This is a genomic window from Arthrobacter sp. NPDC080082, assembly GCF_040686595.1.
Taxonomy (GTDB): Bacteria; Actinomycetota; Actinomycetes; order Actinomycetales; family Micrococcaceae; genus Arthrobacter.
In genome coordinates this window covers 230915-253059 of sequence record NZ_JBFBKQ010000001.1, presented here as the reverse complement: position 1 = coordinate 253059, position 22145 = coordinate 230915, and the positions used below count along the sequence as shown (strand labels likewise).

The window sequence follows — 22145 nt, the reverse complement described above, 5'->3', positions numbered from 1 at the left end:
CCCCTCCGCCGGGTTTTCCCTCAACGGCCCGGTGAGTCCTGCCACAGCGCGGCGAGCCGGGGGAAGGCCGCCTCGTACCCGGCCAGCAACCTCGCGGCCAGTACCTCGGAGTCGACCAGCGGGTGGCGGGCGAAGGCGGTCAGCGCGGCTTCCCTTCGTGCCGATCCGGAGATAGCGCTGGAACCGCCGCCGGCGGTGCCGTCGCTCCCCTGAACACCCGACCGTGAGCCAGGCCCCGGCGTCGTGGCCCGGACCACCAGCCGCTCGACCTCTTTCACCCGGCGCATCAGGTCCAGCTGCGCCTGGGCCGGGCGGTCCTGGGCGAGCGGAACGACGCCGTCGGCATTGACGCGGCACGGCACCTCGACGACGGCGTCCGCCGGCAGGCCCGGGATCGCAGGACCCCCGCCTCCGCCGGGCCCTGTGGGCGGCAGGGTGTTGGGGACGTTGAGGATCAACTCCGTCTCCCGGCCGCCGGAGAGCGCCCGCATCAGGGCCAGCGCCACCCTCTCGTACCCGCCCCCGGCGAGATCCTCCTCGTCCCGGTGTTCGCCGCCTGGCCTGGCCTCGGCGAGGTAGCCCTCCTCGCGGGACCGGCGCGCGGCGTCCCACAGCGCGTAGGCCTCCGCCCCCGCCCCGGCCAGCCGCGGGTACAGCCCGGCCTGCTGCCGGTGGATGGACTCGCCGCGGGTCTCCGCCGCGGACCGCATCGCGGCGGCGGCCTGCCCTGCGGCGTAGTAGTAGAAGAGGTACTCGTTCGGCAGGCAGCCCAGCCCGGCCAGAAGTTCCGGGGAAAAAAGGCGGCCCTCCTCGACCCCGGCCAGTTTCCGCGGATCGGCGAGCAGTTCCGGCAGGAGGTCCCGGCCGCCGGACTCAAGCCGGTACAGCCAGCCGAGATGGTTCAGCCCGTAATAGCCCACCCCCGCCAGAACGCCGTCCGGCAGCGCTACCCCGGCGGCCCGCGCTACCCGACGGGCCAGGCCGCCGGCGGAATCACAGATCCCGACCACCTTCGGCCCCAGCACCGGGATCAGGGCCTCCGTGACCATCCCGGCCGGGTTGGTGAAGTTCACCAACCAGGCCCAGGGACACAACCGCCGCATCGCCGCGGCGAGCTCGAGCATCGGGGGGATGCTCCGCAGCGCGTACGAGATCCCACCCGCGCCGGTGGTTTCCTGTCCCAGCAGCCCCGCGCCCTGAGCCACCCGTTCGTCCGCCACCCGTCCCGCGGTTCCGCCCGGGCGGATGGCGGCGAAGACCATGTCCACCCCGGTGAGGGCCAACTCCAGGGACGTGGAGGTCCGAACCGCCGGGGCGGGCGCACCGTCCGGAAGCCCGGCCCGGAACGACGCCAGCACCGCCCCGATGGCCTCCAGCCGGTGCGCATCGACGTCGTACAGCACGCACTCCTGCACCAGCCCGGCGTACGGGCCGGTGCAGAGCGCCCGGTAAATGAGCGGCACCCGGAACCCGCCGCCGCCGGCAACCATGAGCCGCATGCCAGCAGTGTAGGCCAGTCCGCCGGCGGCGGGGGAGGGGCGGACCAAAGCCGCTACCGGGACCGGGCCGGCGGGCGTACCCTGCGGAGTATGGACGCGATTCCAGCGCCGCGTTTCGATCCGCTTGCCGCCGTCCGCTCCCCGGCGGCCTTGGGATTCGACGTGCTGCTGACGGGCACCGTGTTCCAGGACATCATTTTCACCGGACTGCCGCACGCGCCGCGGCCGGGAACCGAGATCTGGAGCGAGGGCATGGGCAGCTGCCCGGGCGGGGTGGCGAACCAGGCCATCGCCGCGGCCCGGCTGGGATTGCGGACGGGCCTCGCGGCGGTCTTTGGCGACGACGGGTACGGCGAGGAGAACTGGAAGATCCTGGCCGGGCAGGAGCATGTGGACCTCTCGCTGTCCCGCCGGATTCCCGGCTGGCACTCGCCCGTCACCGTGTCCCTCAGCGTGGAAAAGGACCGGTCCATGATCACCCACGGCCACCCGGCGCCCGTCTCCGCCACCGAACTGATCGGGTCACCGCCGCTCGCGCTCGCCGCCGTCGCCGACCTCGCCGAGGAGATGGAACCGTGGGCCGTGGCCGCGCACCGGGCCGGCGTCCGGCTCTTCGGCGACGTCGGCTGGGACCCCACGGAAACCTGGGCGCGGGCGCGGCTGGAGAACCTGCGCTACTTCCACGCCTTCCTGCCCAACCAGCAGGAGGCGATGGCCTTCACCGGCAAGGACAACCCATGGGCGGCGCTCTACGCGCTCGCGGACCGGGTGCCGGTGGCCGTGGTGACCCTCGGCGCGCAGGGTGCCATGGCGGTGGACTCGGAGAGCGGCGAGGAGGAATGGGTGCCGTCGCTTCCCGTCACCGCCTTTGATCCCACCGGTGCCGGCGACTGTTTTGCCGCGGCGTTCATCGTGGGCTGCCTGGCCGGCTGGCCGCTGGGGGACCGGCTGCGCTTTGCCAATCTCTGCGCCGCCCTGGCCGTGCAGCACGTGGGAGGTTCCCTCGCCGCACCGGGCTGGGGCGACCTCGCCGACTGGTGGCAGCGGGCCAACGCCCGGAAGGAACGTCAGGGCAGCCAGTGGCTGCGCCGCTACCGTTTCCTCGAGGAGATCGTGCGTGATGTCCCGCCGGCGGCGCAGCGTCGGGCCGCGGCTACCATCGCGCACCTCTCGGACGCGTAGGACGGCTAGGACGGCGAAGACGCGGGGGCGGGAGCACGGACCCTGCCCCGGAATTCAGCCGCGTCCGGGGCCACCCGTAGAATCGTTAGGTGATATCCCCAGCAGCATCAGGAGAGTCCCAGCCGTCCGCGGACGCCGCGCCGGCCCGCGCGGAGGAACGGTCTGCGGTCATCGACCTCGCCGCGGTCCGGCACAATGTCCGGCGGCTCGCCGCCGTCGCGTCCCCGGCGAAGGTGATGGCCGTGGTGAAGGCGGACGCCTACGGCCACGGCGCCATCCCGGTGGCCCGCGCCGCGCTCAGCGCCGGTGCCAGCTGGCTGGGCGTCGCCCACATCTCCGAGGCCCTCGCCCTCCGCGCCGCCGGCATCGACGCGCCGCTGCTGGCCTGGCTGCACACCCCGGACAGCAACTTCGCCGCCGCCGTCGCCGCCGGCATCGACATCGGCTGCTCCGGCTGGGAGCTGGGCCGGATCGTCGCGGCCGCCCGCGAACAGGAACGCCCCGCCCGGGTCCATCTCAAGGTGGACACCGGCCTGGGCCGCAACGGCGTGACCCTCGCGGCCTGGGACTCGCTGCTCGGTGAGGCCCTCGAGTTTCAGGACCAGGGCCTGCTGCGCGTGGTCGGGATCTTCTCCCACCTGGCCGTTGCGGACGAGCCCGAGCGGCCGGAAACCGATGCGCAGCTCGCCGTCTTCCGCGACATCCTGGCCATGGCCCAGGACGCCGGCGTCGACCCCGAGGTCCGCCACCTCGCGAACACCCCGGCCACCCTGTCCCGGCCGGACACGCATTTCGACCTGGTCCGGGTCGGGCTGGGCATCTACGGCCTCTCGCCGTTCGAGGACCAGGGCGCCGAGGACGTTGGGCTCCGCCCGGCCATGACCCTGCGCACGGTGGTGGCCCATTGCAAGGACGTCCCCGCCGGCCAGGGCGTCTCCTATGGTTTGAACTACCGCACTGCCGGCCCCAGCACCCTGGGCCTCATTCCGCTGGGCTACGCCGACGGCGTCCCTCGCATTGCCACCGGCGGACCTGTCCGGGTGGGGGAGCGGACGTACCCGGTGGTGGGCCGGATCGCAATGGACCAGATGGTGATCGACCTGGGTCCGCTGGAGGTCTCGGCGGGCGGGACGTCGCTGCTGGGCGAGGAGGCCGTCCTGTTTGGCGACGGCGCCGACGGCGGGCCCACCGCCGAGGACTGGGCCCGCGCCGCCGGGACCAACAACTATGAGATCGTCACACGGATCAGCACCCGGGTGCCGCGCCGCTACATCAACGAGGCCCCCGACTCCGACGGCGGGGAGTCGCTGTGAGCGCGCCGGTGTGGGAGCGCAGCGTCGAGGTCGCCACCGCCGCCCAGACACAGGAGCTGGCCGCCGCCCTCGGCGCCGAACTGCGGGCCGGGGACCTGCTGGTGCTCACCGGGGAACTCGGCGCCGGCAAGACCACGTTTACCCAGGGCCTGGGTGAGGGGCTCGGCGTGCGCGCCGGCATCATTTCACCGACGTTCGTGCTGGTCCGGATCCACCCCAACCTGCCGGATGGACCCCGCCCCGGCGGTCCGGACCTGGTCCACGTGGACGCCTACCGGCTGGAGTCCGCCGCCGAGATCGACGACATCGACCTCGAAAACACCATGGACTCCGCGGTGACCGTGGTGGAGTGGGGCCGGGACCGGGTGGAGCACCTGAGCGAGAGCCGCCTGGAAATCGACCTGCACCGCAGGCTGGGAAGCAGCCCCGGCGGAGGCCACCGGCCCGTCCCCGAAGCGGACACCGCCCCGGACGACGTGCTCGACTTCGAAGACGAGGACGACGACGGGCCCCGCACCGTGGTCTTCCGCGGCTTCGGCCCGCGCTGGGCCGAACCGCCCGCGGCCCTGCCTGCCGGCCCGGACGCAACGCGCACCCAGGAAGAGGACTAAATGCTGATTCTCGCCATCGACACCTCGGCGGTTGCCAGCGCGGCCCTCGTCTCCGACGATTCCCTGGAATCCGTGGTGGGCTGCTTCGCCACCGAGGACACCCGCAGCCACGCCGAGGTCCTCGCCCCCGGCATTGCGAAACTCCTGACCGGCGCCGGCCTCACCGGCGCCGACCTCGACGCGGTGGTCACCGGCGTCGGCCCCGGACCCTTCACCGGCCTGCGCTCGGGGATCGTCACCGCCCGGACCCTCGCGAACGTCTGGGGCAAGCCGCTGTACGGCATGATGAGCCTGGACGCGATCGCCCTCGAGGTGGCAGAGTCCATCGACAGCGCCGCCGAGTTCCTGGTGGCCACCGACGCCCGGCGCCGCGAGGTGTACTGGGCCCGGTACACCTTGGCCACCGGGCAGCTTCCCGAGCTAGCGGACGGACCCCACGTCGGCTTCGCCTCCGAGCTGCCGGAGCTGCCGGTCTACGGTGCCGGTGCCGGGCTGTACGCCGACCAGGTACGCGCCGTCGCCGGTTTCGCCGAACGCCAGCCCGAGGCGGTGTCCCTGGGCCAGTTCGCCCTCGCACGCCTGGCCGCCGGGGAAGAACTGCCCGACACCACGCCGCTCTACCTGCGCGAATCCGACGCCCAGGTGCCCGGGCCGCGGAAGCGCGCGCTGTGACCGCCGGGGCACCCGCCGCCGGCTCCGGACCGGCTAGCGGGGGCGTGACCCTGCGGCCCATGACGGCCGCCGACATCCCTGCCGTCCACGCCCTGGAGGTCCGGCTCTTCCCCGTGGACGCGTGGCCGTTGCAGATGTTCGGCGACGAGCTCTCGCAAACCGACACCCGCCACTACCTCGTGGCCGAGGCCGACGGCGGGATCGTGGGCTACGCCGGACTGATGTGCATCGAGCCCATCGCGGACGTCCAGACGATCGCCGTCGTCCCCGAGCAGGAGGGCCGCGGGATCGGCTCGGCCCTGCTGACCCGGCTGATCGCCGAGAGCCGCCGGCGCCGCGCCGCGGACGTGCTGCTCGAGGTCCGGGCCGACAACCCGCGCGCCCAGCAGCTCTACCGGCGCTTCGGCTTCGAACAGATCCACATCCGGCCGCGCTACTACCGCGACGGCGTCGACGCCCTGATCATGCGCCTGACCCTGACCGGCCCGGAAACCGCCGGCCACACGCCGGACGATAACCCTGAGGAGACAGGCCAGGCATGAACAACGCTCCGCACAGCCAGCAGCCGCTGGTGCTCGGCATCGAATCCTCCTGCGACGAGACCGGCGTCGGCATTGTCCGCGGCACCCGTCTGCTCGCGAACACCGTGTCCTCCTCGATGGAGGAACACGTCCGCTTCGGCGGCGTCATCCCCGAAATCGCCTCCCGCGCCCACCTCGACGCCTTCGTTCCCACGCTGACCGAGGCGCTGGCCGCCGCAGAGGTGGCCCTGGACGACATCGACGCGATCGCCGTGACCTCCGGACCCGGCTTGGCCGGGGCCCTGATGGTGGGGGTCTGCGCGGCCAAGGCGCTGGCCGTGGCCACCGGGAAGCCGCTCTACGCGATCAATCACCTGGTGGCGCACGTGGGCGTCGGGCTGCTGGACACGGACGGCGCAGGCGGTCCCGGACAGCCGGCGGCCCTGCCCGACAACCTTGGCGCCCTCCTGGTCTCCGGCGGGCACACCGAGATCCTGCGCATCCGCAGCATCACCGACGACGTGGAACTGCTCGGATCGACGATCGACGATGCCGCCGGTGAGGCCTACGACAAGGTGGCCCGGCTGCTGGGCCTGGGCTACCCCGGAGGCCCGGCCATCGACAAGCTGGCGCGCACGGGCAACCCCAAGGCCATCCGCTTCCCCCGCGGGCTCACCCAGCCCAAGTACATGGGGACCGCGGAGGAGCCCGGCCCGCACCGCTACGACTGGTCGTTCAGTGGCCTGAAAACCGCCGTCGCGCGCTGCGTCGAACAGTTCGAGGCCAAAGGCCAGGAGGTGCCGGTGGCCGATATCGCCGCGGCATTCCAGGAGGCGGTGGTGGATGTCATCACGGCCAAGGCGGTGCTCGCCTGCCGCGAGAACGGCATCACGGAGCTGCTGCTGGGCGGGGGAGTGGCGGCCAATTCCCGGCTCCGGGAGCTCACCGAGCAGCGCTGCACCTCGGCCGGAATCCGGCTGACCGTGCCGCCGCTGAGCCTCTGCACGGACAACGGGGCCATGGTGGCCGCCCTCGGGGCGCAGCTGGTGATGGCCGGGACGGCGCCCAGCAGGATCGGTTTCGCGCCGGATTCGTCGATGCCGGTCACGTCCGTCTCCGTCTAACCCGGGCGGAGGGTTAGAGGCGAAGGGCCCGGCCGGCATCCCGGCCGGACCACGCCGTCGGGCGGGAGGCGTCAGGCCGCCGGGCCCTGCCGCATCTGCTTGACCAGGTCCAGTACGACGGCGCGCAGGTCGCCGCCGTGTTCGGCGGCGACGCGGCGCTGCCGCTGGTAGCCGGCCCCGCGGTCGATGATTTTCGCGACGTCGCCCAGTTCCGCGGCGCAGCCCAGCTGCTCGGCGATCGGGGCGAGCCGGTCCAGGGTCTCCCGAAGGTGGTCCGTGACGAGCTGTTCGTTCCCCTCGGCGTCGAGGATGATGATCGCGTCCAGGCCGTACCGGGCGGCGCGCCACTTGTTCTCCTGCACGTGCCAGGGCGGCATGGTGGGGATAGTCCCGCCGTTGTCCAGGATGGTGGAGAACTCGTGGACCAGGCACTGGGTCAGGGCCGCGATCGCGCCGACCTCCTCCAGGGTGGCCAGGCCGTCGCAGATGCGCATCTCGATGGTGCCAAGGTTGGGCACGGGCCGGATATCCCAGCGGATCTCGGAGAGGGCGTCGATCACCCCGGTGGTGAACATGTCCTGGACGTAGGACTCGTAGTCCTCCCAGCTGCCGAACTGGAACGGCAGGCCCGCGGTGGGCAATTGCTGGAACATCAGGGCCCGCTGCGAGGCGTAGCCGGTGTCCTCGCCGCCCCAGAACGGGCTGGAGGCGGAGAGGGCCTGGAAGTGCGGGAAGTAGTTGACCAGGCCGTCGAGCACCGGCAGGACCTTGTCGCGGCTGTCCAGGCCGATGTGGACATGGACCCCATAGATCACCATCTGCCGGCCCCACCACTGGGTGCGGTCGATCAGCTTGGCGTAGCGTTCCTTGTCCGTCACCGGCTGCAGCTGCGGCGGGCTGAACGGATGGGAACCGGCGCAGAAGACCTCCACGCCCATCGGGTCCGTGACCTCACGGAGCGCGGCGAGGGATCCCGCCAGGTCCGCCTTGGCCTCAGCCACCGTGGTGCAGATCCCCGTGACCAGCTCCACCGTGTTGAGCAGCAGCTCCTGCTTGATGTGCGGGTGCTCGTCGTCCTCGTTGAGTTCCGGGTGCCGGGCGGCGACGCTGCGCAGCACCTCCTTGGCCACCGAGGCGAGTTCGCCGGTCTCGGCGTCGACGAGGGCCAGCTCCCATTCGACGCCGAGTGTTGACTGCCTGGATGAAGCGAACTCGATCTTCATGCGGTCCCTTCGCTGTAGTGGCGGCGCTCGCCGGTGGTTATGTGCGCCGTCACCGCCGCCGGGGCGGCGAGCGGGGGTATGGCAACAATGTCCCAAGTCTAGTGCAGGGGTAGCATCGAGCTGGTGGTCAAGTTACAGCTGATGCGTGAGAGTCTTCACAACCGGAACCTGTTGCCCGTGACCGCGGCGCTGCTGGCGGGGCTCGTGCTCCCGGCCGCCGGATGCTCCGCCCCGGCCGCCCCAGGCACCGGCCCCGCCGGGCAGTCCGGCCAACCCTCCGCCCCCTCCGCGCAGCCCCTCGGCTGGGGACCCGAGCAGGCCGACGCCGACGCCGCCGCCCGGGCGGTGGCGGGAATGTCCCTGGAGCAGAAGGCGGGCCAGGTCCTGCTGGCCTCCTTCGTCGGGCTCGACGTCGAGGCGCACGCCAAGACGGTGGAACGGCTGCACCTGGCCGGGTCGATCGTGATGGGCGACAACGTTCCCGCGACGGCGACCGGCCAGGTGGACACCACCGCCATGCGCGCCGCCACCGACCGGCTGCAGCGGGCGGCCCGTGCCGACGGCCGTGGCTGGCCCGGCCTGATCGGCGTCGACCAGGAAGGTGGGCTGGTGGCCCGCCTGCGCGCCCCGCTGACCGAATGGCCGGCCCCTATGAGCTTCGGCGCCGCCGGCAGCGACCCGCTGGCCACCGACGCCGGGCGGGCCCTCTCGGCCGAACTGGCAGGGGTGGGCTTCAACGTCGACTTCGCCCCCGCTGCGGACGTCACCATGGGTCCGGCGGATCCCACGATCGGTGCCCGCTCGTTCTCCGGCAGCCCGGACACTGCGGCCGCCGTCGGGACCGCGTTCTCCAAGGGCATGCTGGATGCCGGCGTGCTGCCCGCGGCCAAGCACTTTCCCGGCCACGGGTCCGTCAGCGTCAACTCGCACCAGGGACTCCCGGTCCAGGGCGCCAGCCTGGACCAGCTCCGGTCCCGTGACCTCAAGCCCTTCCAGGCGGCGATTGACGCGGGCCTGCCCATGGTGATGACCGGCCACATAGCCGTGCCCGCCCTCCAGCCCGGAGTCCCCGCCTCCGTCTCGGCCGCCTCCTATGCCGAATTGCGCCGCATGGGGTTCAGGGGCGTGGCGGTCACCGACGCCATGAACATGGGTGCCGTTACGGAGCAGTTCCCCAACGATTCGTCCGCGCCCCTGGCGCTCGCGGCGGGGGCGGACCTGATCCTGATGCCCGCCTCGGTGGACACCGCGCACGCCGCGATTGTCTCCGCCGTCCGCAAGGGCAGCCTGCCGGCCGCACGCCTGGACGAGGCCGCGCGCCGCGTCGTGACCATGCAGCTCTGGCGCGGACGCAGCCAGCCGGCCCATGCCTCGGCGCCCGGCAGTGGATCGGCCCTCTCCGAGAAGGTCTCGCAGGAGGCCATCACGGTGCTGTCCGGGCCGTGCAAGGGTCCGATCGTGCCCGCGAGCGTCCGGGTGACCGGCGGCACGGAGCAGGACCGGGCCCGCTTCGCTGCCGCCGCCCGGCAGGCCGGCATCGGTGTCGGGTCCGGCCCGGTGGTGGCGCTCATCGGCTATGGCGAGGGCCCCGTGACGGCCGACGTCGCGGTGGCCCTTGACGCGCCCTGGCCGCTGGAGAAGTCCGCTGCCCCGGCCAAAATCGCCCTCTACGGCCGGAGCCGGGAAGCCTTCGAAGCCCTCGCGGCGGTGCTGGGCGGCAAGGCGCCGGCGCCGGGGAAACTGCCGGTGGCCGTGGGCGCGCAGGGCCCGGGGGCCGGCTGCGCCTAGGCGCTGAATCTGGGAGCTGCACCAGAGAGCTGGACATGGCCGCTGTCCCTAGGCAGGGTACGGTCCCGCCCGGTGGCGTTTAATGGAGCGGTGCCTATCCTGAACAAAGACATGACGCTGTGTATCTCGCTCTCGGCCCGCCCAAGCAACAACGGGACGCGCTTCCACAACCACCTGTACGAGCAGCTCGGCCTGAACTGGATCTACAAGGCCTTCGCCCCCACGGACCTGGGCCAGGCGATCGCCGGGGTCCGCGGGCTGGGGATCCGCGGCTGCGCCGTGTCGATGCCGTACAAGGAGGACGTGATCGACCTCGTGGACGTCATGGACCCGTCCGCGAAGGCCATCGACTCGGTCAACACGATCGTCAACGACGGTGGCACCCTCACCGCCTACAACACCGACTACACCGCCATCGAACAGCTCCTGCAGCGCAACGCCGTGCCGGTGGACTACTCCGTCTGGCTCCGCGGTGCCGGCGGCATGGCGAAGGCGACGGCGGCCGCGTTGCGCGACGCCGGGTTCCGGGACGTCACCATCATTGCCCGCAACGAGGACGCCGGCCGGGCGCTCGCCGACCTCTACGGTTTCGCCTGGCGCGCCGACGTTCCGGCCCAAGGCGATGGTGTGGACCCCGCCGCGCTGCTGATCAATGTCACGCCCATCGGCATGGCGGGCAGCGCCGAGGCGGACGCCCTGGCCTACCCGCAGTGGGCGGTGGAGGAAGCCGAGGTGGTATTCGACGTCGTCGCCCTGCCCGCCGAGACGCCGCTGATCAAGGCCGCCCGGACCGCCGGGAAGAAGGTCATCACGGGCGCCGAGGTGGCCACCATCCAGGCGCTGGAACAGTTCGTCCTCTACACCGGCATCCGTCCCAGCGAGGAGCAGGTCCGGGCCGCCGAGGAGTTCATGCGCGCCCAGTAAGGTCGCCGCCCGGCGCTACAGAGCCCTACGGGGCGACTGGACGTACCGCGACGGCAACCCGGTCCTCGCCGATCCGGGTGAGGACCAGTGTGGCCTTGTTCTTGGCCTTCTTCGCGGCCCGGCCGCCGGGCAGCAGCTGCCCGCGCAGTTCCTCCGGGGTCACGGCCACGCCGCGCTTCTTGATCTCGAGCACGCCGATACCGTTCTCCCTGACCCAGGCTTTGAGGGCCTTGACGTTGAGTGGCATCACCTCGAGGACCTCATAGGCGCGGGCGAACGGGGTGTCCTGCAGTTCGGGGGCGCAGATGTAGGCGATGTGCTCGTCCACCAGGTGTCCGCCGAGCCGGAGCGCGACGTCGGCCACCAGTCCGGCGCGGATCACGGCCCCGTCGGGTTCGTAGAGGTACCCGGATACCGGGCCCACGGGGGCCGCCGGGCCGCCGTCGAAATCCTCGACGCTGGTGAGCTCCGCCGCGCCCCGCGGGCCGAGCACCAGCGCGGCGCGGCGGATGCCCGGGCGGCGGACGGAGTTGAACCACAGGGCGACCTCGGTGACGTCGCCGCCCACCGAAACCCACTGTGCCTCGCAGTCCGCGGGAATTGCGGTGTGGGGGATCCCGGGGCCCATCTTCACGCCGACGGCGCGGCCGGAGGCGGCCAGCGACTCCACAAAGGACAGCGGCGGGGAAAAGTCTTCCGGGTCCCAGAGCCTGGTGGTGCCCGAGGTGGACGTGGTCCGGCGGGCCGGGTCCAACCAGACCCCGTCGATCCCGTCCAGCGGCACGGATTCCGCGTCGGCGTGCACCACGGTGGCGTTCCGGAACGGGATCAGGTTCATCGTGGCGCAGGCAGCGGTGGTCTCATCCAGTTCCACCGCGGTCACGGTCAGGTCCAGGGACGCCAGGGCCATCGCATCGGCGCCGAGCCCGCAGCCCAGGTCCGCGACGTGGGTGACCCCCGCCTCCGCGAAACGCTGGGCGTGCCGGGCGGCGACCGTGAGCCGGGTGGCCTGCTCCAGGCCGGCACGGGTGAAGATCATCTGCCGGGCGAATTCGCCGAACTTGGCCTCCGCCTTGGTCCGCAGCCGGGACTGCGTCAAGGCCGCGGAGACCAGATCCGCCGGGTGGCCTGCCTTGCGGAGCGCCGCGTTGAGCTGGAACGCCTCCTCCTCCCGGTACGGGCCCAGCGAGGACAGCAGTTCCCACCCCGCCGGATTGAGCAGTGGTGCGATCTGGTCCTGCGGTGTCTCAGCCATGCCATCGATCGTAGTTCAGGCCCGGGAACCCCGCGGCGCCCACTAGGCTTGACGGCATGAAGGACAGGAACACGGAAACCGATGGAACGGCGGCGGGGGAGGCCCCGGGCCGTCGGGGATTGGCCCGCTACGCCCGCCCGGCGCTGATCGCCGGCGTCGTGGCCGCCGTCGTCTGCGCCGCGTTGCTGGTGATCATCTTCCTCCTCGACACCTTCAATGCCACGGTTTACTCGGTGGACGGCAAGGACGTCGCGGACGCCACCGACGAGGCCCGGGCCATCCGCGACACCTACGCCGGGGTCCGGATCGGCAGCATCATCTTCCTGATCGCCGGCCTCCTCGCGGCCCTGGCCGGCGGCTTCCTGCTCTACCGGACGCGCAACGACGCGCCCCGGGTGGACGAGGACGACGACGGGCTGGAGTGGGACTACGACGACTTGGCGGGGGAGTAGCCGGGCTGCTTGCCCATCCGGACATCAGGCGGCCGTTCGCCACAGATGAACTTCTGGCACTCACCTTGACCGAGTGCTAACTCCTTACATAGAGTCGTCATTAGCACTCCCCCTAGGCGGGTGCTAACACCAAAGCATCAGCTGCCAGGCTGCTGCCGGCACCGCGACGACGGTCTGTACGCATGGCACCACCGCTTTGAAGTCCATGAATTTGCTGACGAAAAGGAGAGGTCCGAGTGTCGGTCTCTATTAAGCCTCTTGAGGATCGTATTGTTGTCCGCCCGCTCGAAGCCGAGCAGACCACGGCCTCCGGCCTGGTTATCCCGGACTCCGCGCAGGAGAAGCCGCAGGAAGGCGAAGTTGTCGCGGTAGGCCCCGGCCGCTTCGATGACAACGGCAACCGCGTTCCCGTCGACGTTGCCGTTGGCGACGTCGTCATTTACTCCAAGTACGGCGGAACCGAAGTCAAGACCGGCGGTGTCGAGTACCTCGTACTGTCCGCCCGCGACGTTCTGGCGATCGTCGTAAAGTAACTCTCTTGGATCCCCGCGCCGCCGGACCGTCAGTGATGAACGGGACGGCTGCGCGGGGTTCTTTCGTGAAAGGACAACACCATGGCAAAGCAGCTCGCGTTTAACGACGCTGCCCGCCGGTCCCTCGAGGCCGGTATCGATAAGCTCGCCAACACCGTCAAGGTGACGCTCGGCCCCCGCGGCCGCAACGTCGTGCTGGACAAGAAGTGGGGCGCCCCCACGATCACCAACGACGGCGTGACCATCGCCCGCGAGGTTGAGCTGGACGACCCCTACGAGAACCTGGGCGCGCAGCTGGCCAAGGAGGTCGCCACCAAGACCAACGACGTCGCCGGTGACGGCACCACCACCGCAACGGTGCTGGCGCAGGCCCTGGTCAAGGAAGGCCTGCGCAACGTTGCCGCCGGCGCCGCCCCGGGCCAGATCAAGCGCGGCATCGAGGTCTCCGTCGAGGCCATCGCCGCCCGCCTGCTGGAGAACGCCCGTCCGGTTGAGGGCACCCAGGTGGCCAACGTTGCCGCCATCTCCGCGCAGAGCGACGAGGTCGGCGAACTGCTGGCCGAGGCGTTCGGCAAGGTCGGCAAGGATGGTGTGATCACCATCGAGGAGTCCTCCACCACGCAGACCGAACTCGTCCTTACCGAGGGCATGCAGTTCGACAAGGGCTACCTGTCCCCGTACTTCATCACCGACGCGGACCGCCAGGAAGCCGTCCTCGAGGACGCCCTCATCCTGATCAACCAGGGCAAGATCTCTTCGCTGCAGGACTTCCTGCCGCTGCTGGAGAAGGCCCTGCAGGCCTCCAAGCCGCTCTTCATCATTGCCGAGGACGTCGACGGAGAGGCCCTGTCCACGCTGATCGTCAACCGCATCCGCGGCACCCTGAACGTCGTCGCCGTCAAGGCTCCCGGCTTCGGTGACCGCCGCAAGGCCATGCTGCAGGACATCGCGACCCTGACCGGCGCGCAGGTCGTCTCCCCGGAACTGGGCCTCAGCCTGGACACCGTGGGCCTGGAGGTCCTCGGTACCGCGCGGCGTATCACCGTCACCAAGGACAACACCACGATCGTCGACGGTGCCGGTTCTGCCGAGGACGTCGCGGCCCGTGTCGCACAGCTGCGCGCCGAGCTGACCCGCACCGACTCGGACTGGGACAAGGAAAAGCTGCAGGAACGCCTGGCCAAGCTGGCCGGCGGCATCGGCGTGATCAAGGTCGGCGCCGCCACCGAGGTCGAGCTGAAGGAAAAGAAGCACCGCATCGAAGATGCCGTGTCCTCCACGCGCGCCGCGCTGGAAGAGGGCATCGTCTCCGGCGGCGGTTCGGCCCTTGTCCACGCCCTCAAGGCCCTCGACGAGGACCCGACAGTCAAGGCGCTCGACGGCGACGCGGCAGCAGCCGTGGGCATCGTTCGCCGGGCACTGACCCAGCCGCTGCGCTGGATCGCCCAGAACGCCGGCTTCGACGGCTACGTCGTTGCCGCTCGGGTGGCGGACTCGGCCGTCAACCAGGGCTTCAACGCGAAGACCGGTGAGTACGAGGACCTGATCGCCGCCGGCGTGATCGACCCCGTCAAGGTCACCCGCGCCGCCCTTCGGAACGCTGCCTCCATCGCCGCGCTGGTTCTCACCACCGAGACCCTGGTGGCGGAGAAGCCGGCCGACGAAGACGAGCACGCCGGCCACCAGCACTAGGCCAACGTGTAGTTCCGGCTGCACCACGTGCACCATCTGCATCAGAGAGAGGACGCCCCGGCATTGCGCCGGGGCGTTCTTTCTGCTTTCCCGGCTGCGACGGGAGAACATGGCCGGTTCACAAGCTCCTCACAGTCCGCTCTGCTTAACTCGCTGGGTGCACCCCGGCGGCTGGCACCCCCGGCGCACCTTCCGTAGAGTGGAACACTTAGGTTTCGGCGGCCCGATGCAGGCCGTACGTGGTGAGGAATTTTGATGACGCAGCAGGCGGGGCTCCAGGAAGCGGCTCCCACGGGCGTTCCGGCCCGTCCCAACCGGAAACCCGGCTACCGGCCCGAGATCCAGGGGCTGCGGTCGCTGGCTGTCCTGATGGTGATGACCTATCACATCTGGTTTGGCCGGGTCTCCGGCGGTGTGGACGTGTTCCTGCTGGTGTCGGCTTTCCTCATGACCCTTCAGTTCGTGGGACGTTACGACGACGGGCGTCCGACCGCCCTGGTCAAACACTGGCTGCATCTCTTCCGCCGCCTCATCCCGGCGGCCGTCGTCGTGGTGGTCGCCACGCTGGCGGCGATGATCTTGTTCCTTCCTCGGACCCGGTGGCTGGACATCGTCGGCCAGGGTTGGGCGTCCCTGGTGTATTCCGAAAACTGGCTGCTGCAGGCCCAGGCCACCGACTACTACGCCTCGGACCACTCCTCGGCCAGCCCCTTCCAGCATTTCTGGTCGCTGTCCATCCAGGGGCAGGTGTTTATCCTGTGGCCCCTGATCTTTGTGGGTGCCGCGCTCCTCGCCAAGCGCTTCCGCCTGAAGTATCGGGCGCTGTTGGCCTACGTTTTCGGGCTCATTTTTGCCGTCTCCCTCGTGTACTCCATCGTCTTCACCGCGGCCAGCCAAACCGAGGCTTACTTCGACACCGGCGCCCGCCTCTGGGAATTCGCGCTCGGATCGCTCGTGGCGCTGGTCCTTCCTCTGCTCCGGATCCCGGCGCCGTGGCGGGTGCGTCTCGGGTGGCTTGGCATCGCCGCGATGTTGAGTTGCGGCTTCCTGCTGGACGTCCAGGCGTCCTTCCCCGGCAGTATCGCGCTGTGGCCCACCCTGGCCGCCGCCTGCGTGATCGTCGCCGGTCAGACCGGTAGCCGGTTCGGGGCGGACCGGATTCTCAGTTCCCGGCCGCTGGTCCGCCTCGGGGACATGTCCCACGCGATGTATCTCTGGCATTGGCCGCTCTTGGTCGTTGCGCTCGCGGTGCAGCAGCGCGGCCACGCCGGTCCAGTCACGGGTTCGGCGATCATCGTAACCACCATAGCGCTGGCCTACCTGACCACCCGGTTCGTGGAGCGCCCGTGGCGGCAGTGGAAGTGGCCGGAGGTGAGGCGGCGCCGGACGTCGCTTGCGATCGTGGCCGCCCTCACGGTCGCCGCCGTCCCGCTGGCCGGGCTCCAGTTGGCGTTGTACTTCGAGAATCAGGGCATCCTGGCCAAGGCCGCGCGGAATAATCCCGGCGCCCGTGCGCTGCTGCCGGACTTCACAGAGCAGGCCGACGCCGACGCGGCCCTCCTTCCCGCGCCGGAGAACTTGGGCAAGGACTGGGCCAGTTTGCCGCAGCCGTGCAGCGGTACACTCGAGCCCCAGAATGCCACCCTCCGCGGAGTGTGCAACGAAAACACCCAGAACGGGAATTCGGCGAAGAGGGTTCTCGTCCTCGGCGACTCGCACGCAGAACAGTGGCTCCCCGCCCTGAAACCGGTGAGTGATGAGAAGGGATGGCGGCTCTACGCCATGCTGATGGGCGGCTGCAAGCCCGGCACAACTGCGCAGAACGCCAATGCCGATTGCGACAAGTTCAACGCCGCCGTCACCGCGGAGGTCAGGCGCAACCCGCCGGATGCGATCGTGGTGGTGGGCACCGCGGCGTCGCCCTCGTCAAACGGTGAAACGCTGATCCCCGGTCTGGAGTCCAGCCTCGATACGTGGACCGGTCTCGGAATCCAGGTGATCCTGCTGCGGGACAACCCGCGGTTCGAATTCAACATGGCCGATTGTGTCGTGACGAAGGGGAAGGACGACACGGCGTGCCTGCCGGCCAAGAGTGGACTCTTCGCCGCAGATAATCCGCTCGACACCCTGGCGGACAGAGCCCCGAACGTCGTCACACTGGATATGACCGACCTCATCTGCCGTGAAAACGACTGCCCCGGCGTCGTGGGCAACACCTTCGTCTACCTGGATGACAACCACCTCAGCCGCACCTATTCGGCGAGCATGGCCCCGATGGTCAAGGACCGGCTGCTCTCCGCTACCGGCTGGGAGTAGCGCTGCTGCGCCCCTGGCGGGGTCGGGCACCGCGGGGGTGCCGCCGGGTCACCACCCGGTAGAAAAGGAGCACGGCCACCGCGGCCACCACCAGTCCGGCGAGGTTGATGAACAGCTGCACGGCCGAGCCCGCCGCCTTCTGGTACTCGCCCAGCACCAGCGCCACCGCGACGAACCCCGCCGCCGGCACAGTGGTCACCGAGATGAACACACCCACCAGGGCGGTGGAACGGCGGCTGATCACCGACAGCATGCCTGCCACCCCGGCCAGAAGTGCCACGATCAACGAGTACGGTCCCGGGTGGTAGATGAACTCGACGGCGGACCCGGTGTCCAGCGCGGACGTGGGAAAGAGCCCCAGCGGAACGGACAACCACGCGGTGAAGGCCGCCGCGAGCATCGCAACCGGGAATCCGACGCCGAGGGCCAGGGCCGCACTGCGCCCGAGCCGCCACTGCCGCCGCACCAGCGCCACCGCCAGCGCCGCGAGCGGCCCGAATTCCGGACCGACGGCCATCGCTCCGACGATGGCGATGGTGGAGTCGGTGACGATGCCGATCGCCGCCAGCTGGGTGGCGAGAACCAGGAAGGCCAGGAAACTCCAGGTCAGCTTGGCATCGTCCCCGGTCTGCCGGGAGACCTCGTCCCAGATCATCGCGTCCGCGCCCTCGCCCGGCGCCTCAGCGACTGCGCGGTCGGCCCGGTCGGAGAGCAGGAGCTCGGGGGTGGTGACGGAGATGGAGCCCGCGCGCTGCACACCCAGTGACTGAAGCCTCTCCAGCAGCGGATCGACGGCTTCCCGGGCGATCATCACCTGCAGCACGTCACCCTCGGGCACCAGCGAGGTCCCCGGATGCAGCGCCACCTCCGCCACACCTTCCGCATCCGAGCAACACTCGACGACGGCGGAGGTCAGCTCCGCCGGAACGCTTATTCGCACCGTGACGATCACCGGCGGCCTCCTTCGACCCGTTCAGAGTAGCCGGGGGAATGCGGCGGGGTACTCAGCCGCGCGGCCTCAAGGAGTGCATCCTCAGGCGCAGCCGCAATTAGTAAGCACTCTGGCGATTGGCGAACGAAATTACGGTTCGGTAACATTGTTGGTTCGGAATCCTGCCCACAATGTCGATGAATCACCCCGAGGGGTCCCGCGTGTCAGAGCTGCGAATCAATCCCACCCGGCCGCATGCGCCGGCCGGGTCTCCGGCGAGCCGTAAAACGGGCTACCGCCCGGAGGTCCAGGGGCTGCGCGCCCTGGCCGTCCTCATGGTCGTGACCTACCACGTCTGGCTGGGCCGGGTCTCGGGAGGCGTGGACATCTTCCTGCTCATCTCGGCCTTCCTCATGACCCTGAGCTTCGCCCGCAAGGTCGAGGCCGGGAAGCCGCTGCGCCTCGTGCACCACTGGCTCCACCTGCTGAAGCGGCTGCTGCCCGCCGTCGTCGTGGTGGTGCTCGCCGTGCTCGCCGGGACCTGGGCGATCCTCCCCGCCAGTCGCTGGCCCGATGTCCTGAGCCAGGCCTGGGCCTCCCTCTTGTACCGGCAGAACTGGCTGCTCGCGGACACCGCCGTCGACTACTACGCCCAAGACCATTCGGGTGCGAGCCCGCTGCAGCACTTCTGGTCCCTCTCCATCCAGGGGCAGGTCTTCGTGCTGTGGCCGCTGATCTTCGCCGGAGCGGCGCTGCTCCGCCGGGCACTGAACCGCTGGACTCCACTGGGGACAAAGGGCGTCAGCTACCCGCTGCTGCTCGCGGTGGCCTTCGGTGCGGTCTTCGCCGCGTCACTCGTCTATTCCATCGACCAGACCGCCAGCAACCAGGCCTACGCGTACTTCGATACCGGGGCCCGCCTCTGGGAGTTCGCCCTGGGCTCGCTGCTCGCCCTGGCCCTGCCGCACCTGAAGCCTGGCAAGGCGCTGCGCGTGGTGCTGGGCTGGGCCGGCCTCGTGGCCATGCTCTCCTGCGGACTGCTCCTGACCGTCGACCGGTCCTTCCCCGGCTTCATCGCCCTCTGGCCCACGCTGGCCGCCGCCGCCATCATCGTCGCCGGGCAGAGCGGAAGCCGGTTCGGCGTGGACCGGCTCCTTACCTGGCGGCCGCTGGTGGCCCTTGGCGACAACTCCTATGCGCTGTACCTCTGGCACTGGCCGCTGCTGGTGCTGGCCCTGGCCGGGTGGGGGATCACCGCGCCGGACCTCTGGCAGGGCCTGGCCATCGTCGCCGTCTCCATCGCGCTGGCGGTGCTGACCACCCGTTATGTGGAGAAGCCGCTGCGCGAATGGCACTGGCCGCAGAGCCGGGCCTGGCGCTCCGCCGTCGTGATCGCCGCCTGCGGGGCCCTGCTGGCCGCCCCGATCACCCTCTGGCAGGGTCGCATCAGCGCGGATGAGGCCGCCGCCGCCGCGCAGCCGCGGGACCTCACCCCCGGGGCCGCCGTCCTGGCGCCGGAAAACGCCGGCAAACCCACGCCGGAGGCGAAGATCATTCCCGCGCCGCAGGCGATGAAAAACGAATGGGCGGACATCGACGGCCTCTGCACGGACGCGAACGTGCCCAGCAACCCGCTGCTGCAGGGTTGCCTGCAGAACAGCCGCCCCGAGCATGTGACCAAGCGGATCGTGGTGCTCGGCGACTCGCACGCCCAGCAGTACATGGCCGCCCTCGGCCCGGTCGCCAAAAGCCACGGCTGGGAGGTCGTCACCCTGCTCAAGGGCAACTGCCGGTTCGGCGGCGAATCGGACCAGCGTGACGCCGACTGCAACGCCTTCAACAAGGCCAGCGCCGAGTACGTCCTGGAACATAAGCCGGATGCGGTGTTCACCGTCGCCTCCCTGACCCACAAGGACGCGCCCTACGAGACCGAGGTTCCGCAGTACCTTGAGGGCATCAAACCCTTCACCGACGCCGGGATCGACGTCGTCGGGATCCGGGACAACCCCCGCTTCACCCAGAACATGCCCGAATGCGTCCAGAAGAAGGGCGCCGACGCCGCCGCGTGCAACGTCCCGCTCCAGGAGTCCCTGGCCGCCGCCTCGCCGCTGGATGACTACCGCGGCAAGGTGCCCCGGCTGCACCTGATGGACATGAGCGACTTCATCTGCGCCAACGGCACCTGCCCCGCCGTGGTGGGCAACGTCTACGTCTACAAGGACGACAACCACCTGACCAAGACCTATGTGCAGACCATGATCCCCATGTTCGAGGAGCGTCTGCTCGCGGCGACCGGCTGGAGCTGAGCGGCGCCTGCGCGCCGTCGCGGCGCCTGTGTGCCCCCGGCCGGCACCCCGGATGAAGTGGCTCACACCCGCCGCCCGGAATATGGGGATCGGCGCCAAGGTTCTACTATTTATTCAACACTTCTGCACAGGCCACGCCCGTAATGACGGGCTGGTCATCTGCTGCAACCCCTACCCGTGAAACCCAGAAACCCAAGGTAAGAGGCGCACTCATGACCCAGCCCGAACACGACCCCTTTGGCTTCGTCGGCCTGACCTACGACGACGTTCTGCTCCTGCCGGGGCACACCAACGTCATCCCCTCCGACGCCGACACCTCCTCCCGGATTTCCAAGCGCATTTCCGTGAAGACCCCGCTGCTCTCGGCCGCGATGGACACGGTCACCGAGTCCCGCATGGCCATCGCCATGGCCCGCCAAGGCGGCCTCGGCGTCGTCCACCGCAACCTCTCGATCGCCGACCAGGCGGACCAGGTGGACCGGGTCAAGCGCAGTGAATCCGGCATGATCACCAACCCGCTGACCATCGGCCCCGAGGCCACCCTGGCCGAGCTCGACGAGATCTGCTCGCACTACCGCGTCTCCGGCCTCCCCGTCGTGGACGAGGGCATGCGGCTGCTCGGCATCGTCACCAACCGCGACACCCGCTTCGTTCCCGAGGCAGACTTCGCGATCCGGCTGGTCAGCGACGTCATGACCAAGATGCCTCTGGTCACCGGCCACGTGGGCATCAGCCGCGAGGAAGCCTCCCACAAGCTGGCCACCAACAAGATCGAGAAGCTGCCGCTGGTCGATGACCAGGGCCGGCTCAAGGGCCTGATCACCACCAAGGACTTCACCAAGGCCGAGCAGTACCCGCTGGCCACCAAGGACGACGAGGGCCGGCTCCGCGTCGGCGCCGCCATCGGCTTCTTCGGCGACGGCTGGGAACGCGCCATGGCCCTGATTGACGCCGGCGTCGACGCCCTGTTCGTGGACACCGCCAACGGCCACTCGCAGGGCGTGCTGGACATGATCCGCCGCCTCAAGTCGGACCCGGTGGCCGCGCACGTGGACGTCATCGGCGGCCAGGCAGCCACCCGCGAAGGAGCGCAGGCCCTGATCGACGCCGGCGCCGACGGCATCAAGGTCGGCGTGGGTCCCGGCTCCATCTGCACCACCCGCGTCGTCGCCGGCGTCGGCGTCCCGCAGATCACCGCGATCTACGAGTCCGCCAAGGCCGCCATCCCCGCCGGCGTGCCGCTGATCGCCGACGGCGGCCTGCAGTACTCCGGCGACATCGGAAAGGCCCTGGTCGCGGGCGCCGACACCGTCATGCTCGGCTCCCTGCTGGCCGGCTGCGACGAGTCCCCGGGCGACCTGATCTTCGTCAACGGCAAGCAATTCAAGCTCTACCGCGGCATGGGCTCCCTCGGCGCCATGCAGACCCGCGGCAAGAACACCTCCTACTCCAAGGACCGGTACTTCCAGGCCGACGTCTCCGGCGATGACAAGCTCATCCCCGAAGGCATCGAGGGCCGGGTGGCCTACCGTGGCCCCCTCGCCTCCGTGGCCTACCAGCTGGTCGGCGGCCTCCGCCAGACCATGTTCTACACCGGCGCCCCCACGGTCCCCGAGCTGAAGGCCCGCGGCAAGTTCGTCCGGATCACCCCGGCCGGGCTGAAGGAATCCCACCCGCACGACATCCAGATGACGGTCGAAGCGCCCAACTACGGCGCACGCTGACCCGAACAGGGTGCCCGACTGATACCCGAATGGGGCCGTTCTGATCACTCAGAACGGCCCCTTTCGCGTGTCCGCGGCG

18 protein-coding genes are annotated in these 22145 nt (G+C 70.1%); 14 read left to right on the top strand and 4 right to left on the bottom strand.

Features of this window, described 5'->3' with window-relative positions:
- Nucleotides 1-20: 20 nt before the first annotated feature.
- Nucleotides 21-1499: a 6-phospho-beta-glucosidase gene (locus AB0O44_RS01110; RefSeq protein ID WP_364133252.1), complete on the bottom strand. Its 1479-nt coding sequence runs from the start codon at nt 1497-1499 to the stop codon at nt 21-23.
- Between the two features lie 90 nt (nt 1500-1589).
- Between AB0O44_RS01110 and AB0O44_RS01105 the strand changes: the two genes are divergently transcribed.
- From AB0O44_RS01105 to tsaD, 6 genes are all read left to right on the top strand, one after another.
- Entirely contained in the window at nt 1590-2681 is a 1092-nt protein-coding gene (locus tag AB0O44_RS01105) for a carbohydrate kinase family protein (RefSeq protein ID WP_290255871.1), read from the top strand.
- Nucleotides 2682-2770: 89 nt separating this feature from the next.
- Nucleotides 2771-3994, top strand: a complete 1224-nt coding sequence (gene alr / locus AB0O44_RS01100; protein WP_364133249.1) for an alanine racemase — start codon at nt 2771-2773, stop codon at nt 3992-3994.
- Nucleotides 3991-4605, top strand: a complete 615-nt coding sequence (tsaE, locus tag AB0O44_RS01095) for a tRNA (adenosine(37)-N6)-threonylcarbamoyltransferase complex ATPase subunit type 1 TsaE (RefSeq protein ID WP_364133247.1) — start codon at nt 3991-3993, stop codon at nt 4603-4605. Before alr ends, tsaE begins: the two co-directional genes overlap by 4 nt.
- Entirely contained in the window at nt 4606-5277 is a 672-nt protein-coding gene (gene tsaB, locus AB0O44_RS01090; RefSeq protein ID WP_364133244.1) for a tRNA (adenosine(37)-N6)-threonylcarbamoyltransferase complex dimerization subunit type 1 TsaB, read from the top strand.
- A gap of 59 nt (nt 5278-5336) precedes the next feature.
- Nucleotides 5337-5819, top strand: coding sequence for a ribosomal protein S18-alanine N-acetyltransferase (rimI, locus tag AB0O44_RS01085; protein WP_364133242.1), 483 nt, complete (start codon nt 5337-5339; stop codon nt 5817-5819).
- Nucleotides 5816-6922, top strand: a complete 1107-nt coding sequence (gene tsaD, locus AB0O44_RS01080; RefSeq protein ID WP_364133239.1) for a tRNA (adenosine(37)-N6)-threonylcarbamoyltransferase complex transferase subunit TsaD — start codon at nt 5816-5818, stop codon at nt 6920-6922. The genes rimI and tsaD overlap by 4 nt, the downstream gene beginning before the upstream one ends.
- Nucleotides 6923-6993: 71 nt before the next feature.
- Here tsaD and AB0O44_RS01075 read toward each other — a convergent pair whose 3' ends face one another.
- Entirely contained in the window at nt 6994-8145 is a 1152-nt protein-coding gene (locus AB0O44_RS01075) for a glutamate--cysteine ligase (protein WP_364133237.1), read from the bottom strand.
- Between the two features lie 141 nt (nt 8146-8286).
- On the opposite strand from AB0O44_RS01075, the gene AB0O44_RS01070 reads away from it, so the two are divergent.
- A complete protein-coding gene (locus AB0O44_RS01070; RefSeq protein WP_364133235.1) occupies nt 8287-9933 on the top strand; it encodes a glycoside hydrolase family 3 N-terminal domain-containing protein in 1647 nt (548 codons plus the stop codon).
- A gap of 90 nt (nt 9934-10023) precedes the next feature.
- The gene (locus AB0O44_RS01065; protein ID WP_364133233.1) at nt 10024-10857 is read left to right on the top strand and encodes a shikimate 5-dehydrogenase; all 834 of its coding nucleotides are present in this window, start codon (nt 10024-10026) and stop codon (nt 10855-10857) included.
- A gap of 25 nt (nt 10858-10882) precedes the next feature.
- Here the strand turns inward: AB0O44_RS01065 and AB0O44_RS01060 are convergent, their stop codons facing one another.
- Entirely contained in the window at nt 10883-12112 is a 1230-nt protein-coding gene (locus AB0O44_RS01060) for a class I SAM-dependent methyltransferase (protein ID WP_364133231.1), read from the bottom strand.
- A gap of 56 nt (nt 12113-12168) precedes the next feature.
- Between AB0O44_RS01060 and AB0O44_RS01055 the strand changes: the two genes are divergently transcribed.
- The 4 genes from AB0O44_RS01055 (at nt 12169) to AB0O44_RS01040 (ending at nt 17105) form a co-directional block, all read left to right on the top strand.
- Nucleotides 12169-12564, top strand: a complete 396-nt coding sequence (locus AB0O44_RS01055) for a hypothetical protein (protein WP_364133228.1) — start codon at nt 12169-12171, stop codon at nt 12562-12564.
- Nucleotides 12565-12800: 236 nt separating this feature from the next.
- The gene (groES, locus tag AB0O44_RS01050) at nt 12801-13097 is read left to right on the top strand and encodes a co-chaperone GroES (RefSeq protein ID WP_056737866.1); all 297 of its coding nucleotides are present in this window, start codon (nt 12801-12803) and stop codon (nt 13095-13097) included.
- Between the two features lie 81 nt (nt 13098-13178).
- Nucleotides 13179-14789: a chaperonin GroEL gene (gene groL, locus AB0O44_RS01045; RefSeq protein ID WP_290255861.1), complete on the top strand. Its 1611-nt coding sequence runs from the start codon at nt 13179-13181 to the stop codon at nt 14787-14789.
- Between the two features lie 255 nt (nt 14790-15044).
- On the top strand, nt 15045-17105 hold the full coding sequence (locus AB0O44_RS01040) for an acyltransferase family protein (RefSeq protein ID WP_364133225.1): 2061 nt from the start codon (nt 15045-15047) through the stop codon (nt 17103-17105).
- Here the strand turns inward: AB0O44_RS01040 and AB0O44_RS01035 are convergent.
- A complete protein-coding gene (locus AB0O44_RS01035) occupies nt 17089-18057 on the bottom strand; it encodes a DUF389 domain-containing protein (protein WP_364133222.1) in 969 nt (322 codons plus the stop codon). The two genes, AB0O44_RS01040 and AB0O44_RS01035, sit on opposite strands and share 17 nt — an antisense overlap.
- 209 nt (nt 18058-18266) lie before the next feature.
- Between AB0O44_RS01035 and AB0O44_RS01030 the strand changes: the two genes are divergently transcribed.
- Nucleotides 18267-20342 (top strand): acyltransferase family protein, encoded by a 2076-nt coding sequence (locus AB0O44_RS01030; protein WP_364134634.1) that lies wholly within the window; start codon nt 18267-18269, stop codon nt 20340-20342.
- Nucleotides 20343-20554: 212 nt separating this feature from the next.
- Complete coding sequence (gene guaB / locus AB0O44_RS01025) at nt 20555-22066, top strand: IMP dehydrogenase (protein WP_364133219.1); 1512 nt, start codon at nt 20555-20557, stop codon at nt 22064-22066.
- The last annotated feature ends 79 nt before the right edge of the window (nt 22067-22145 follow it).

Excerpts from the sequence above, each read along its gene's own strand:
- groL (WP_290255861.1), top strand. The coding sequence starts at position 13,179 with ATGGCAAAGCAGCTCGCGTTTAACGACGCTGCCCGCCGGTCCCTCGAG.
- AB0O44_RS01105 (WP_290255871.1), top strand. The coding sequence starts at position 1,590 with ATGGACGCGATTCCAGCGCCGCGTTTCGATCCGCTTGCCGCCGTCCGC.
- AB0O44_RS01110 (WP_364133252.1), bottom strand. The coding sequence starts at position 1,499 with ATGCGGCTCATGGTTGCCGGCGGCGGCGGGTTCCGGGTGCCGCTCATT.
- tsaB (WP_364133244.1), top strand. The coding sequence starts at position 4,606 with ATGCTGATTCTCGCCATCGACACCTCGGCGGTTGCCAGCGCGGCCCTC.
- guaB (WP_364133219.1), top strand. The coding sequence starts at position 20,555 with ATGACCCAGCCCGAACACGACCCCTTTGGCTTCGTCGGCCTGACCTAC.
- rimI (WP_364133242.1), top strand. The coding sequence starts at position 5,337 with ATGACGGCCGCCGACATCCCTGCCGTCCACGCCCTGGAGGTCCGGCTC.
- tsaD (WP_364133239.1), top strand. The coding sequence starts at position 5,816 with ATGAACAACGCTCCGCACAGCCAGCAGCCGCTGGTGCTCGGCATCGAA.
- AB0O44_RS01060 (WP_364133231.1), bottom strand. The coding sequence starts at position 12,112 with ATGGCTGAGACACCGCAGGACCAGATCGCACCACTGCTCAATCCGGCG.
- AB0O44_RS01040 (WP_364133225.1), top strand. The coding sequence starts at position 15,045 with ATGACGCAGCAGGCGGGGCTCCAGGAAGCGGCTCCCACGGGCGTTCCG.
- AB0O44_RS01055 (WP_364133228.1), top strand. The coding sequence starts at position 12,169 with ATGAAGGACAGGAACACGGAAACCGATGGAACGGCGGCGGGGGAGGCC.
- AB0O44_RS01075 (WP_364133237.1), bottom strand. The coding sequence starts at position 8,145 with ATGAAGATCGAGTTCGCTTCATCCAGGCAGTCAACACTCGGCGTCGAA.
- AB0O44_RS01070 (WP_364133235.1), top strand. The coding sequence starts at position 8,287 with ATGCGTGAGAGTCTTCACAACCGGAACCTGTTGCCCGTGACCGCGGCG.